This is a genomic window from Actinomadura rupiterrae (assembly GCF_024172125.1).
In the GTDB taxonomy this organism is placed as follows: Bacteria; Actinomycetota; Actinomycetes; order Streptosporangiales; family Streptosporangiaceae; genus Spirillospora; species Spirillospora rupiterrae.
Genome location: NZ_JAMZEA010000016.1, coordinates 80,226 through 94,488, shown reverse-complemented (window position 1 = coordinate 94,488; position 14,263 = coordinate 80,226). Strand labels below are relative to the sequence as shown.

The window sequence follows — 14,263 nt, the reverse complement described above, 5'->3', positions numbered from 1 at the left end:
CCGGCCCCGTCCTCCCGGCGGGCTGCCGGACCCGATCGGCGACCCCGCCCGAACCCGCGAGCGGAACCAAGGACCGACGGCCAGACCGGACGGACGCGACACCCGGCCTCGCGAACAACACGGCACAGGGGTCGGAAAACGGCCGAGCAAGGCGCAGCGAAATGCCGAGAAGCGCGAATCGCGACGCGGTGAGAAGTGCAGATCGCGACGCGATGAGAAGCGCGGATCGCGCATGTCGAGGCGCCTGCGAAAGGTGCTGTTCATGCTGTGCGCCAGCGCAGCAGCAAGTCGACATTCCATCGAAATCGAGTTCCTCGAAAATCCCCCGAACGGAGCATCATGCGAACGTGGGCATTGGGTACGGCTCGTGCCGCCGCTCTCACCGCGAGTTTTGTGGCGCTGGGCGCCAGTGTGGTTCCGGCCTCGGCTTTCGCCGACACCACTGACGGCACCTCCGGGGTGCTCAGCGGCAACCAGGTCAACGCGCCGATCTCGGCGCCGATCAACCTCGGCGGCAACGCGGTCGCCGTGGCCGGCAAGGCGAAGGGCCGGCAGACCGGCGGCGGCGCGACCGTCGACAACGGCTCGGGCGGCGGCGGGCAGAAGACGTCCGGACGGTCCGGGGTGCTCTCCGGGAACCAGGTGAACGCGCCGGTCTCCGCCCCCGTCAACGCCTGCGGCAACGCTGTGGCGATCCTCGGCACCGCCCAGGCGGGCTGCAGGGGCGGCGCGACGGTGAGCAACGGGTCGGGCGGCGGCGGGCAGACCACGTCCGGGAAGTACGGGGTCGGGTCCGGCAACCAGCTGAACGCGCCGATCTCGGCGCCCGTCGACGCCTGCGGCAACGCCATCGCGATCTTCGGGAAGGCGGACGCGGGCTGCCGCGGCGGCGCGTCGGTCACCAACAAGGGGTCAGGCGGGCAGAAGACCAGCGGCGAGAGCGGCGTCCTCGCCGGGAACCAGGCGCACGCGCCGGTGTCCGCGCCGGTCGACGTCTGCGGCAACGCCGCGGGCGCGTTCGGCGACGCCGTGGCCGGCTGCAAGGGCGGCGCGGTCGTGAAGAACGGCGGCCACACGGGCGCCGGGCAGAAGACGTCCGGGACGTCCAGCGTCGGCGGCGGCAACCAGGTGGACGCCCCGATCAGCGCCCCGGTCAGCGTGTGCGGCAACGGCGCCGTGGCCGAATGCGACGGCGGCGCGTCCGTGCGGAACGGCGGCCACGGGTCCGGCGGGCAGACCACGGACGGCGACTACGGCGTCCTCAGCGGGAACCAGGTGAACGCGCCGGTCAGCGCCCCGGTCAGCGTGTGCGGCAACGCCGTGGCGGTGCTCGGCAAGGCGGCCGCGTCCTGCGCGGGTGGCGCGCACGTGCGCAGCAGCTCCGGCGGTGACCAGCACACGTCCGGCAAGTCCGGCGTGCTGGCGGGCAACCAGGTGAACGCGCCGGTCACCGCGCCCGTGAGCGTCTGCGGCAACGCGGTGGCGGTCCTGGGCGAGGCGGCCGCCGGCTGCCACGGCACGCTGAAGGCCTTCGGCTCGAACGGCTCGGGCGCGCGCACCCAGGGTGGCAACCAGGCGAACGCCCCGGTCAAGGCGCCCGTGGAGGTCTGCGGCAACGACGCCGCGGTCGCGGGCCACCCGCAGCCGCAGTGCAAGGACGGGACGGGCGGCGGCTACACGCCGTACGGCCGGGAGAACAGCGACGCGAGCGGGCGCGAGAAGGCCGCGCTGCCCGGTCCGGCGCCGGAGAAGCTGCTCGGCATCCGGGACCGCGTGGCCAAGCTGCCGACGAGCCCCGGCGCGGCGCTGCCCGCGCTGCCGAAGCTCCCGGCCGCGTCCGGGCTCCCGGCCGGGCTGCCGTCCGGGCTCCCGTCCAATCCGGACGCTCCCGGTCTCCCCGCCCTTCCGGACACTTCCGGTGTGCGGACCCTCCCGGCCACCGCCGGTCTGCCGCCGGTCCCGGGCACCTCGGGGCTGCCCACCGTTCCGTCCACCTCGGGCCTGCCGGTCTCCCCGGGGGCTGCGGGCCTGCCGTCCGCTTCGGGGCTGCCGACGGTGCCGGGCGCGGACGGTGTCACGAGCCTCGCGGGCGGCGCGCCGCGGCTGCCCGCCTCCCCGGCCGCGCTCGGCACGCCGATGTCCGAGAGCCGCGTTCCGGGCGGGACGGGCTCGGGCGTTCCGGTCGGCCAGCTCCCCGTCGGCCAGCTCCCGGTCGGCCAGCTGCCGATCGGTCAGCTGCCGATCGGCCAGCTCCCCGTGGGCCAGCTGCCTGTCGGCCAGCTGCCGGCGGGGCAGCTCCCCGTCGGTAAGGGGAAGCTGCCCGTCAAGACAGGGCAGCTGCTGAACCGCCTTCCGGTCGGCAAGGGCCAGCTGCCCGCGCAGCTGCCGCTGGGCGCCGCGCGGATGCCGTACGCGCCGTCCGGGACGGCCGTCCCGCAGGTCGGTTCGCTGACCCGCACGCTGCCGGTCGTCCCGCAGGTGGGCGCGCTGACCCGCACCCTGCCCGCCGTGCCGGGCCTGACGGGCGCGACCACCGCGCTCGCGCCGTCCACCGACCGGACGCACGTGGACAGCGGCACCGTCTCCAAGCTGACCGGGATGAAGCTGCCCGGTCTGGACGCCCTGCCCGTGTCCGGAAACCTCAACGTCCCGCAGGTCGGCGGCGTGACCGACAAGGCGCCCGTGAAGGACCTCGCGCACGCCAAGCCGATGTCGGCCGAGGAGACGCTGACCGGCGGCAAGCACGCGGACTCGACCTGGGTCCTGGGCGCGGCCGCGCTGCTGACGGCGCTGTCCGGCGCCCTGACGCTGGGCCGCCGCGTCCGGCTGTTCCGCCGCTCCTGACCTCGCTCCGGGCGGAGTACCTGCCGCCCGGACCGACGGGGTCGGGAACGCGACGGCCCGGAACGCGGAAGCCCTGAATCCAGGGTTCCCGGCAATCCGGAAAGTCCGAAGAATCAGGAACCGGACGGACCGCAACCGAGGTTACGCGCCTCATATCGCGGCCCGAATCCGGCCGCACAGACGCTTTGCCCGTCCCGGAGGCGCGGTCCGGGGCGGGCAAAGCCCTGTTCAAGGAACGTCCAAAGGAGCGTCCCGTTGAAAACGGCGTCCGACCTCGCGGAACGCCCCCGGAACGCTCCCGGAACGCCCCCGGTGCGGCCGGGGCCTGTGCGCCCGTTTGGTGTGTGAGGTCACGCACGGGCGGTTTTGTCCCCCCGATGTTCGGACACACGTCCGGGTAGGACGACGCGAGCGAAGGAAGGACGGAGAATATGATTACCGGGCGTCAAAGGATTCGTACTTAGTGCTACGCTCCGGACGGAGTGCGCAGAGGGAGTCAAAAGGGTGTGGCGTCCTGGGACGGCTCTCCCGGCGGGCCTGACCGGCCTTCCGGCGGATCCGTCCGGCCTTCCGGCGGCGGTCCGGCCCGCTCTCCCGGCGGGCCCGGCAGCCCGCGGGGCCGATCCGTCGGAAGCCGAACCTTCGGAGGCAGATCCTTCGGAGGCAGATCCTTCGGAGGCAGATCCTTCGGAAGCGGATCCTTCAGAAAGTGCGGACCTGGCGGATGATTTTGCGGCGCAGTTGGATCCGGCGGCTACCGTCGGGGTAGAGGCGCAGCCGATCGAGCTCCCAGCCGCCGTGTTCGGCGTGCTCGGTCAGGATCTGCCGGGCGGTGTCACGGGTGGTGCCGCGCGGCAGCCGCAGCACGAGGTAGGTGTACTCCACCATCGCCCTCCATTATGGCCCGCCGGTGTACGGCGGGCGGCGTGACGGTGGCGGCCCCGTCCGCGGCTCCGGCGGCGACGTGTCATCCTGTGGGAGTTTCACGGCGGCCGAGGGGCGGCGGGGCACCTCGGGCATGAAAGCGTCGTCGGGACACGTTGTAGCGGAACCGCCGGTCCGGCGGTGAGTAGAGACCAGACAGCGAGGTTGGAGCGACTGTGCCAGCCAAGAACGGCACTGCGAGGGGTGGCCGGTCCGGGGCCGATGGTGGCACCCGCCTGGTGATCGTCGAGTCGCCTGCGAAGGCGAAGACGATCGCCGGGTACCTGGGCCGTGGCTACGTCGTGGAGTCCAGTATCGGCCATATCCGGGACCTGCCGGGGAGCGCCGGCGAGGTCCCGGCCAAGTACAAGGGCGAGCCGTGGGCCAAGCTCGGCGTGAACGTCGAGCACGACTTCGAGCCGCTGTACGTGGTCAACGCCGACAAGCGGGCGCAGGTCGCCAAGCTGAAGAAGCTCCTTGAGGAGGCCGACGAGCTCTTCCTCGCGACGGACGAGGACCGGGAGGGCGAGGCGATCGCCTGGCACCTCCAGGAGGTGCTCAAGCCGAAGGTGCCCGTGCACCGGATGACCTTCAACGAGATCACCCGGGACGCGATCCGGCAGGCCGCCGCCAACCCGCGCGAGCTGAACCTGCGCCTGGTGGACGCCCAGGAGACCCGGCGCATCCTCGACCGGCTGTACGGCTACGAGGTCAGCCCGGTGCTGTGGAAGAAGGTCATGCCGAAGCTGTCGGCGGGCCGGGTGCAGTCCGTGGCGACGCGGCTGGTCGTGGAGCGGGAGCGGGAGCGCATCGCGTTCGTCCCCGCGCACTACTGGGACATCCAGGCCGAGTTCGACACCGGCCGCGGCGACGAGCCGCGCGCGTTCAAGGCCGGGCTGGTCGGGGTGGACGGCAAGCGCGTCGCGCAGGGCCGCGACTTCGCGTCCGACGGCACGCTGAAGACCCGCGACGTCCTGCACCTGGACGAGGAGGGCGCGCGCGGCCTGGCCGGACGGCTCACCGGACGGCCCTTCGAGGTCAAGTCGGTCGAGTCGAAGCCGTACACGCGCAAGCCGTACCCGCCGTTCCGGACGACCACGCTGCAGCAGGAGGCCAGCCGCAAGCTGGGCTTCTCCGCCAAGTACACGATGTCGGTCGCTCAGAAGCTGTACGAGAACGGCTTCATCACCTATATGCGTACCGACTCGATCACGCTGTCGGAGACCGCGATCGGCGCCGCGCGGCGGCAGGCCGCGACGCTGTTCGGCGGCGAGTACGTCCCGGACCGTCCGCGCGTCTACACCTCCAAGGTGAAGAACGCGCAGGAGGCGCACGAGGCGATCCGCCCGGCCGGCGACAGCTTCCGCACACCGGGCGAGACGGGCCTTTCGGGCGACCAGTTCCGGCTGTACGAGCTGATCTGGAAGCGCACGATCGCGTCCCAGATGAAGGACGCCGCGGGCCAGTCCGTCTCGATCCGCGTGCTCGGCACGTCCACCGCGAACGAGGCCGCCGAGTTCGGCGCGACCGGCAAGACGATCACCTTCCACGGCTTCCTGAAGGCGTACGTCGAGGGCGCGGACGACCCGTCCACCGACCGCGACGACCAGGAGCGGCGGCTGCCGACGCTCGCCCAGGGCGACCCGCTGTCCGCGCTCGCCATGGACGCCGAGGGCCACTCGACCCGGCCGCCCGCGCGCTACACCGAGGCGTCGCTGGTCAAGGAGCTGGAGGACCGCGAGATCGGGCGGCCGTCCACCTACGCCTCGATCATCGGGACGATCCTCGACCGCGGCTACGTGTTCAAGAAGGGCACCGCGCTGGTGCCGTCCTTCCTGGCGTTCGCCGTGGTCAACCTGCTGGAGCAGCACTTCGGCAACCTGGTCGACTACGATTTCACCGCGCACATGGAGGACGGCCTCGACGAGATCGCGCGCGGCGAGGCCGAGCGCGTCCGCTGGCTGACCCGGTTCTACTTCGGCGACGGCGAGGGCGACGGCAACGGCGGGCAGGCCAGCGAGGGCCTCAAGGAGCTGGTCGGCGACATCGGCGACATCGACGCCAAGGGCATCTCGTCGTTCCCGATCCGCGGCACCGACATCATGATCCGCGTCGGCCGGTACGGCCCGTACCTCGACCGCGACGGCGAGCGCGTCAATATCCCCGAGGACATCGCGCCCGACGAGCTGACCGCGGAGAAGGCCGAGGAGCTGTTCGCGCAGCCGTCCGGCGACCGCGAGCTCGGCCCCGACCCGGACACCGGCCACACGATCGTCGCCAAGTCGGGGCGGTTCGGGCCGTACGTCACCGAGGTCATCCCCGAGGAGGCCCCCGCCCCCGAGGGCGAGAAGAAGAAGCGCACGAAGAAGGCGGACGCGCCGAAGCCGCGCACGTCGTCCCTCTTCAAGAACATGTCGCTCGACACGATCACGCTCGACGACGCGCTGAAGCTGCTGTCGCTCCCTCGCACCCTCGGCGAGCTGGACGGCGAGCCCGTCACCGCGCAGAACGGCCGTTTTGGTCCCTACATCAAGAAGGGCACCGACAGCCGGTCGCTCGGCTCGGAGGACGAGCTCTTCACCGTCACGCTGGAGCAGGCCAAGGAGCTGTTCGCCCAGCCCAAGCAGCGCGGGCGCGGGCGGGCCGCGGCCGCCGCGCCGCTCCGCGAGCTCGGCGACGACCCGGCCAGCGGCAAGCCCGTGGTGGTCAAGGAGGGCCGTTTCGGTCCGTACGTGACCGACGGCGAGACCAACGCGTCGCTGCGCAAGGGCGACGAGGTCGAGTCGATCACGATCCAGCGCGCGGCCGAGCTGCTCGCCGAGCGGCGGGAGAAGGTCGCCGCGGGCGGCGGTCCCAAGAAGAAGGCACCGGCCAAGAAGGCGACCGCGAAGAAGGCCGCCGCGAAGAAGGCGCCGACGAAGAAGGCCGCCGCGACGGGCAAGCGTTCGTCGGCCAAGTCGAGCTCCTAGGAGCAGGCGCGCCGATACCCTGACCGCTATGACCAGTTCGCGCGTTCCCCGGTCGTCTGATGCCGCCTCGTCGACGCGGTCGGGGGCCGCTCCGTCAGGCCGTCCGGCAGGGGTTCCGACCAGCGCCTCCGCGCCTGGCGGCACCCCGCCCGCGGCCTTCCGCCGGCTCCGGACGGCCCTCGGGCTGTCCGGGCTCGGCCACTGGCTGACCCTGCCCGCGCTCACCGCGATGGGCTTCGCCGCCGCCACCGACGCCACGTTCACCGCTCGTGCGCGCGCGGTGGAGGTCGTCCTGCTCCTGTGGCTGCTGCCCGTGCTGCTCCTGCCGGGCGCGGCGGCGGCACTGGCGAGCCGCCTCGACCGGCGCTCGACGCTGCTTTTCGCGGACGCACTGCGCGCCGTTTTGGTCCTGTCCGTACCTATGGCGGACGTTCTGATCTCGTCGCCTCGTCCTCTGGTCTGGACGGCGGCTGCAACGTTCCTGGTGTCGTCGCTGGGCGTCCTGTGGTCGGCCGCCGCCTCGTCCTCGGCGCGAGCCCTCGCTTGGCCGGGCGCCGCCGAGGGGCAGGCCGCCGACGGACAGCCCGGTGGCGGCCGTGCGCAGGGCGGAAACGGGCAAAGTGGCACGACCCGCTCGCAGAGCACGGGCTCTCCGGCGAACGGTGCTACGCGTGCCTACGAGGCCACGCGTGCCTACGAGATCGCGCGGACTGATCTTCACGTCCCGGACGCGGCGGACGCGGACGTCGCGGCGCGCCGCTTGGCCCGGGCCGTGTTCGGCGTCGCGCCCGCCGCCGCGCTCGTGTTCGTCCTGACCTCGCTCATCGCGGACGAGCTGCTGAAGGCGTCCGACCGCGTGCACCTCGCGCTGTACGTCGCGGCCGTGGTCTTCGCGCTGTCGGCGATCATCACGTCCGTCGTCGGCGGGCTGCCCGGCAAGGACGGCCCCGCACCGGACGCTCCGGTCGCGCTGTTCCGGCGGCTCGGACCGTCCGGAATCCGCGGCCTGCGGTTCGCCGTCGCCGCGTCCGCGCTGCCCGTGGGCGCGGTGCTCGCCGTCGCGCGCGTGCACACCGCGGCCCTGCACGGCGGCGACCCCGGCTACGGGATGATCCTCTTCGCGCTCGCCGTCGGGCTGGCGTCCGGCCTGTTCGCGGGCCCGCGCCTGCTCCGCCCGTTCAGCCGCCGGCGCCTCCTCGGGCTCTCCTCGATCGCGTCCGCGCTGCTCCTCATCGTGATCGCCGTCGCGCTGAACCTCGTCGTCGTCGTGTTCGTCGCCGGGTTCCTCGGTGCCGCCGCCGGTGTCGCCTGGTCGTCCGCCGAGGCCGTCGTCACCGACAACCCGCTGCGGGTCCGCACCGGCGCCGCGCTGGCCCTGGTCATCGCCGCGATCGCGGCCCCGCTCGGCGCGTCCGCGATCGGCGTCCGGCACGCCGGGCGCGACTTCCCCGGCTCGTCCGCCGTGCTGCTGATCACCGCCGCCGTCGCGCTGGTAGCGGGCCTGATCGCGTACCGCCTGCTGGACGAGCGGACCGGCATCCCGCTCGTCCCGGACCTCGCGGCCGCGCTCCGCGGCGAGGTCTACGTGCCGCCGTCCGCCGCCCCCGCTTCTCCTGCCGCGGCCTCCCGGCGCGCGCACGAGCGCGGCGTCTTCATCGTCTTCGAGGGCGGCGAGGGCGCGGGCAAGACCACCCAGTCCCGGCTCGCCGCGATCTGGCTCCGCGAACACGGCTACGAGGTCGTCACCACCCGCGAGCCCGGCGCCACCAAGACCGGCATGCGGCTGCGCGCCCTCCTGCTCGACAAGGAGTCGACCGGCCTCTCCGCCCGCGCCGAGACCCTCCTCTACGCCGCCGACCGCGCCGACCACGTCGCCAACGTCGTCCGCCCGGCCCTGGACCGCGGCGCCATCGTCGTCAGCGACCGCTACGTCGACTCCGCCCTCGCCTACCAGGGCTATGGCCGGCAGCAGTCCGTCGAGGAGATCGCCGCCCTGAACGCCTGGGGCACCGGCGGCCTCGTCCCCGACCTGACCGTCCTGCTCGAACTCCCCCCGGAAAAGGGCCTGAACCGCCTCACCGGGCCCGCCGACCGCATCGAGTCCGAGCCCCGCGAGTTCCACGAGCGCGTCCTGTCCGGCTTCCGCGCCCTCGCCGAAGCCGACCCCGACCGCTACCTCGTCCTCAACGCCGGCCGTCCCGAATCCGAGATCCGCCGCGAGATCCAGGACCGCATCCGCGACATCCTGCCCGACCCCATCCCCGCCTCCGCCGAGGACGCCACCAGCACCTTCCCCGCCATCACCGACGCCTGACCGCACCTGCGCCCTCAGCCCCGCACGCCGACCGCCTGCGGGGCTGAGGCGCCTCCGGACCGTGTTCGGCGGGGGTTATCCACAACTGGCGGGTAACGTCGCGGCGCTTCTGGCCGGCGGACAGGCTTGGTCTCGGAGGCCCGGGGCGGGCTGGTCAGGTCTGGTGGGACGGCACCGGGAACGGAGGTGAGGCCGTAGCCTTCTCTGCATGAGCGTGTGGGACGACCTGGTGGGGCAGGATCCGGTGATCGCGCAGCTGCGGTCGGCCGTGGAGGCGTCCGCGGGTTCGTCGTCCGACGCCGGACGGGCGGCGCCGGGTGGCGGGAAGATGGCGCACGCCTGGCTCTTCACGGGCCCTCCGGGCTCGGGGAGGTCCGCCGCCGCGCGGGCGTTCGCGGCCGCGTTGCAGTGCGCCGAGACGCCGCGCGGATGCGGGCACTGCGCGTCCTGCCACCAGGTGCTGCAGGGGACGCACGCCGACGTCGAGGTGATCCGCCCGTCCGGGCTCTCCTACGGCGTGAAGGAGACGCGCGAGCTGGTGCTGCGGGCGTCCTCGTCCCCGAGCGTGGGCCGCTGGCAGGTCGTCCTGTTCGAGGACGCCGACCGCGCGACCGAGGCCGCCGCGAACGCGCTGCTCAAGGCGATCGAGGAACCCCCGCCGCGGACGGTGTGGCTGCTGTGCACGCCGTCCCCGGAGGACATGCTCATGACCATCAGGTCGCGCTGCCGCGTGGTCACCCTCAGAACGCCGCCGGTGGCCGCCGTGACGGACGTCCTGGTCCGCCGGGACGGCATCGACCCCACGACGGCCGAGATCGCCGCACGCGCGGCGCAGGGCCACATCAGCCGCGCGCGCCGGCTGGCCACCGACCCCGACGCCCGCAAGCGCCGGGCGGAGGTCCTGGCGATCCCGCGCCGCCTGACGGGTGTGGGCCCCGCGGTGATGGCCGCCGAGGCCCTGGTCAAGGCCGCCGAGGCCGAAGCGAAGGCGACCACGGAAGAGCTGAACGAGGCCGAGACCTCGGCGCTGCGCCAGGCCCTGGGCGAGAGCGCCAAGGGCCGCATGCCCCGGGGCACCGCCGGCGCCCTGAAGGAACTAGAAGACAAGCAGAAGTCCCGAGCCACCCGGGTCAAGCGCGACTCCCTGGACCGAGCCCTCCTGGACCTGGCCTCCTACTACCGCGACGTCCTCACCCTCCAGCTGGGCGCGTCCAGCGACCTCGTCAACACCGAACTCGACCCGGAACTCCGCGCCACGGCCGCCAACGCCACCCCCGAAAGCACCCTCCGCCGCCTCGACGCGATCATGGCCTGCCGCGAAAGCCTCGACGCCAACGTCAACCCCCTCCTAGCCGTCGAATCCCTAACCCTCGCCCTCCGCACCACCCCCTGACCCAGCCACGCCCCCGGAACCCGGCGTGCAGCCTTGGTCTGGCGTGAGCGTCAGCCTGGTGCGCGGCCAGCGCCTTGCGTGCACCCTCAGCCTGGTACGCAGCCGGAGCCCGGCGTCCACCCTCAGCCCGGCGTGCCCCTCCGCCCGGCGTGCAGCCTCCGCCGGGCGTGCGGCTTGCCGCGCGCTCTCTGCCCGGCGAACGACCCCAGCCAGGCCGCAGCTGGAGTCGGTCTCCGACGTCAAGGCTGCGCCCGACGCCTGGCGCGGGCTCTCTGTGCGCCCGCGCTAGGCGTGGTGTGGGTCAGCGGCGTCCGCCGAAGGTCCAGGGGTGGACTTCCACTTCGGCGTAGTGGGATTCGGTGAGGATGGCGCAGGCCGTGTCGCGGTCGGGGGCTCGGAGGAGGGCGGCGGTGCCCACCCAGGTGGTGTCGTCGTCGGAGTACAGAGGGCCGTAGGCGACCAGATCGTCCTGGACGGGCGGGAGGTCGAGGTCGGCGGGCTCGCCCTTGCCGAGGCCCAGGACCATGAAGTAGGTGCTGCCGTCCCGGAAGCCGGGGAAGTCCCACATGCTGCGGCCGAGCAGGTTGTGCCAGCGGCGGATGAGGACGTCGCGGTAGGCGCCCGACTGGTAGCAGGGCTCCTCGAAGGCGAAGGCGCGCGCGGCGGCGGCGTTCGGGAGGTCCACGATGTGGACGCTGCCCAGGAGGGTCTCGTCCTCGTCGGTGTCGAAGACGGGACCGCGGGCGATCAGCTCCTTCTCGAAGCCGTCCATGTAGGCCCAGTGCTCTTCGACCATGGCCTCGCGGAGAGCCGTTGAGCCGTGCCGGTCGCGGTGGTAGCAGAAGAATTCCATGACTCCCCGATCTTCATCAGTGCTTCGTCCCGCAGAGTAGACGCGTCCGGGTGATGGCGATCGAAAATTTTCCGCGTGCCGAGGTGCCGGCCGGGCTTCGTGAGGGGCTTGGTGGGGTGGATCGGGTGGTCGCTTTCTAGGGTCGGGCAGGATGGGGGGATGTCGTATCGCGTCACGTTCGTCTGCACTGGGAACATCTGCCGCTCCCCGATGGCCGAGTCGGTGTTCCGGCACCATGCGGAGGAGGAGGGGCTGGACGTCGAGGTCGACAGCTCCGGGACGGGCGGCTGGCACGCGGGCGACGGCGCCGACTCGCGGACCGTCGCGGCGCTCCGCCGGGCCGGATATCGGTCCGCCCACGTCGCGCGGCAGTTCGAGCCGGAATGGTTCGACCGGTACGACCTGATCCTTGCCCTGGACGAGGGGCATCTTGCGGAGCTGCGCGGTATGGCCCCGGATGGGGAGGCCGCCGCGAAGGTCCGGCTGCTGCGTGAATTCGACCCGTCCGCAGGGGCGGATCTGGACGTCCCAGATCCCTATTACGGCGGGCGGGGCGACTTCGACCAGGTGCTCGGGATGGTCGAGGCCGCGATGCCCGGCCTGCTGGACGAGGTCCGCGCCGCGCTGGAGGCCCGGGATGCGCGAACACCTTGAGGAGCTGCTCGGGGAGCCGGTCGGGCGCGTCCACGATCTTGGCGCGAGCCATGCGTGGACGCTGCACCGGGCCGAGCTGCGGGACGGGCGCGAGGTGTTCGTCAAGGCGCTCCCGCGCGGGACGTCGAGCGGGGTGTTCGCGGCGGAGGTCGCCGGTTTGCGGTGGCTCGGCGAGGCCGGACCCGGGGCGCCCCTCCCGGACGTTCTAGCGGCGGACGAGCGGATGCTAGTCCTTCCCTGGCTGCCGTCCGAGCCGCCTTCGGTGGCCGCCGCCGGGCGCTTCGGCCGCGCTCTCGCCGAGCTGCACGCGGACTCGCCCGGCGCGTTCGGCGCTCCGTGGGACGGGTACATCGCCGACCTTCCGCTCGATAACACCCTGGACGAGGGGCCCTGGGCGCGCTGGTACGCCGAACGCCGCCTGGCTCCCTTCCTGCGCCAGGCGTCCGAGCACCTGAGCCGTTCGGACGTCCGGCTCGTCGAGCGGGTCATCGACAAGATCGAGGAACTTGCCGGTCCAGCGGAAAAGCCTGCGCGCATCCACGGCGACCTGTGGTCAGGAAACGTCCAATGGACGGGCGGCGCCGCGACGCTGATCGACCCAGCCGCCCATGGCGGGCACCGGGAGACCGACCTGGCGATGCTGGCCCTTTTCGGCTGCCCGCATCTCGACCGCATCCTCGCTGCCTACAACGAATCCCACCCGCTCTCCGAGGGCTGGCGCGCGCGGGTGCCGCTCCACCAACTGCACCCTCTTCTGGTGCATGTCTGCCTTTTCGGCGCCTCCTACCGCTCCCAAACCGTCCAGGCCGCCGAAGCGGCCCTGGCTCTCCGATAACCGCGCTCTTCGCGTCCGTTGGCCGGGGCTGTTGGTCCGGGCTGTGCGGCGCGGTTTGAGCGCGTCTGGTTGCCGATTCGCGGCTCGGTGTGGTCGTTCGCGGGGCTGATGCGAGGGGCGGATGGGGGTGATGTGGCCGGATGGGGCGGGTGGGCTCGGTGGTTGGAGCGTTCCCCGCCCATGGATCGGCGGTTTGTAGGCTGGGGGCGGACGTTTCCTTGGTCATGGGGCGGTGCGGCGTTCAGGAAGCGTTCAGTGTCGCGCGAATCCGTCAAATCCGTAATCATGGCCGTTTGTCGCAGGATAGAAGTGTTGTCGACGATGCTGCGGAAGGCGGCGGGCGGAGTTCGCATGGCTGGCGGGAAGACGGAGACGCGGGTGGGTGCTGCCTGGCGGAACGCGGTCCCGATCGGTGTGGCCGTGGTCGCCGCCCTGGCGATCGGGGCCGGGGTCGACACCGTCCACCGGCATCCGTGGTCGCACAAGTCCGCTCCGACGGTCGCCAAGCCCGCGTCGACGACGACGGAGAAGGGCGGCAAGCCTCGGTTCGTGGTCGGGGTGCGGCGCGACGGGGACGCCCTGGTCGTCCGGGACGTCCGGAACGGGCATGACGTCGGCCTGCCGGTCGCCGCTCCGGCGGGACGGCGGTTCCAGCGCATCGCGGCGGGGCCGTCGGACTCCTACATCGTCGCCTCCTACGCCTCTCGCAAGATCATGTTCCACCGGTTCGTCCTCGGCAAGGACGGTGAGCCCTCGGCGCTGACGGACATCCCGCGCGCGACGGTGCCCGGCGTGTCCACCACGTCGTCGGACATGGCGGTCACACCGGACGGCGCGAGCATCGCCTACGTCACCTACCGGAGCGGCGGCGCGGGCAGCGTGGACGTCGTCTCCACCCGCACCGGGACGCGCAAGACCTGGACGGCGAAGTCCCCGGCCCGGATCAGCAGTCTGTCATGGGCCGGTGACACTCTGTCCTTCCTCTGGAGTCCGCAGCCCCGCGCGGGCGCCCGCGGCGAGCTGGTCGCGGCGGTGCCTCCGCAGTTCAGGATGCTCAACACGGCCGGTCCGGCCGGAGATCTGAAGCTCAGCAAGCCCGTGCTGAAGCTGCCCGCGGGCACCGAGGCCGCCGTCCTCAGCCCGGACGGCCGGACGGTCGTGGCCGGGCTCGAATCGTCCTCGCACGTGGCGATCCAGCAGTACTCCACCGAGACGGGACGTCCCGGACGCGTGCTGTGGACGCAGAAGGGCCGGCCCGGCGTCCGCCGCCTCGACGCGGACAGCTCCGGCGGCCACCTGCTGCTGTCCGGCGACGACGGCCGGCTCTACGGCCCCGAGGAGCGGACGCCCGTCCTGGCGGACGACCTTTCCGACGTCGCCTGGTGACCGAAACCCCGCGCCCCCGGTAAGCATCGCTGGTGATTCCGCTCACACCGGACGGTCTCCGGACGACATAGGGTATGGGTCACGGAACCGG

General features: G+C 72.6%; 9 protein-coding genes. 7 read left to right on the top strand and 2 right to left on the bottom strand.

What is annotated here, in order from left to right; all coding sequences use genetic code 11:
- Positions 1-354: 354 nt before the first annotated feature.
- Positions 355-2,844: a chaplin family protein gene (locus FHU30_RS40905; RefSeq protein ID WP_253883098.1), complete on the top strand. Its 2,490-nt coding sequence runs from the start codon at positions 355-357 to the stop codon at positions 2,842-2,844.
- A 702-nt stretch (positions 2,845-3,546) separates the two neighbouring features.
- Here FHU30_RS40905 and FHU30_RS40900 read toward each other — a convergent pair.
- Positions 3,547-3,732, bottom strand: a complete 186-nt coding sequence (locus tag FHU30_RS40900) for a DUF5703 family protein (protein ID WP_026414121.1) — start codon at positions 3,730-3,732, stop codon at positions 3,547-3,549.
- A gap of 212 nt (positions 3,733-3,944) precedes the next feature.
- Here FHU30_RS40900 and topA point away from each other — a divergent pair, with 212 nt between their 5' ends.
- From topA to FHU30_RS40885, 3 genes are all read left to right on the top strand, one after another.
- Entirely contained in the window at positions 3,945-6,737 is a 2,793-nt protein-coding gene (gene topA, locus FHU30_RS40895; RefSeq protein ID WP_504928394.1) for a type I DNA topoisomerase, read from the top strand.
- Between the two features lie 28 nt (positions 6,738-6,765).
- Positions 6,766-9,051, top strand: a complete 2,286-nt coding sequence (tmk, locus tag FHU30_RS40890; protein WP_253883096.1) for a dTMP kinase — start codon at positions 6,766-6,768, stop codon at positions 9,049-9,051.
- 208 nt (positions 9,052-9,259) lie between these two features.
- Positions 9,260-10,444: a DNA polymerase III subunit delta' gene (locus tag FHU30_RS40885; protein WP_253883095.1), complete on the top strand. Its 1,185-nt coding sequence runs from the start codon at positions 9,260-9,262 to the stop codon at positions 10,442-10,444.
- Positions 10,445-10,745: 301 nt separating this feature from the next.
- On the opposite strand, the gene FHU30_RS40880 is transcribed toward FHU30_RS40885, so the two are convergent.
- Positions 10,746-11,297, bottom strand: coding sequence for a YciI family protein (locus FHU30_RS40880; RefSeq protein WP_253883094.1), 552 nt, complete (start codon positions 11,295-11,297; stop codon positions 10,746-10,748).
- Positions 11,298-11,456: 159 nt separating this feature from the next.
- Between FHU30_RS40880 and FHU30_RS40875 the strand changes: the two genes are divergently transcribed.
- From FHU30_RS40875 to FHU30_RS40865, 3 genes are all read left to right on the top strand, one after another.
- Positions 11,457-11,951: a low molecular weight protein-tyrosine-phosphatase gene (locus FHU30_RS40875; protein ID WP_253883093.1), complete on the top strand. Its 495-nt coding sequence runs from the start codon at positions 11,457-11,459 to the stop codon at positions 11,949-11,951.
- Positions 11,935-12,786 carry a fructosamine kinase family protein gene (locus tag FHU30_RS40870; RefSeq protein WP_253883092.1) on the top strand — a complete coding sequence of 284 codons (852 nt, stop codon included), beginning with the start codon at positions 11,935-11,937 and terminating at the stop codon, positions 12,784-12,786. Before FHU30_RS40875 ends, FHU30_RS40870 begins: the two co-directional genes overlap by 17 nt.
- Positions 12,787-13,164: 378 nt before the next feature.
- On the top strand, positions 13,165-14,172 hold the full coding sequence (locus FHU30_RS40865; protein WP_253883091.1) for a hypothetical protein: 1,008 nt from the start codon (positions 13,165-13,167) through the stop codon (positions 14,170-14,172).
- Positions 14,173-14,263 lie beyond the last annotated feature (91 nt).

Bases quoted from the DNA above. Each gene is read 5' to 3' on its own strand.
- FHU30_RS40900 (WP_026414121.1), bottom strand. From the start codon at position 3,732: ATGGTGGAGTACACCTACCTCGTGCTGCGGCTGCCGCGCGGCACCACC.
- tmk (WP_253883096.1), top strand. From the start codon at position 6,766: ATGACCAGTTCGCGCGTTCCCCGGTCGTCTGATGCCGCCTCGTCGACG.
- FHU30_RS40885 (WP_253883095.1), top strand. From the start codon at position 9,260: ATGAGCGTGTGGGACGACCTGGTGGGGCAGGATCCGGTGATCGCGCAG.
- FHU30_RS40880 (WP_253883094.1), bottom strand. From the start codon at position 11,297: ATGGAATTCTTCTGCTACCACCGCGACCGGCACGGCTCAACGGCTCTC.
- FHU30_RS40875 (WP_253883093.1), top strand. From the start codon at position 11,457: ATGTCGTATCGCGTCACGTTCGTCTGCACTGGGAACATCTGCCGCTCC.
- FHU30_RS40870 (WP_253883092.1), top strand. From the start codon at position 11,935: ATGCGCGAACACCTTGAGGAGCTGCTCGGGGAGCCGGTCGGGCGCGTC.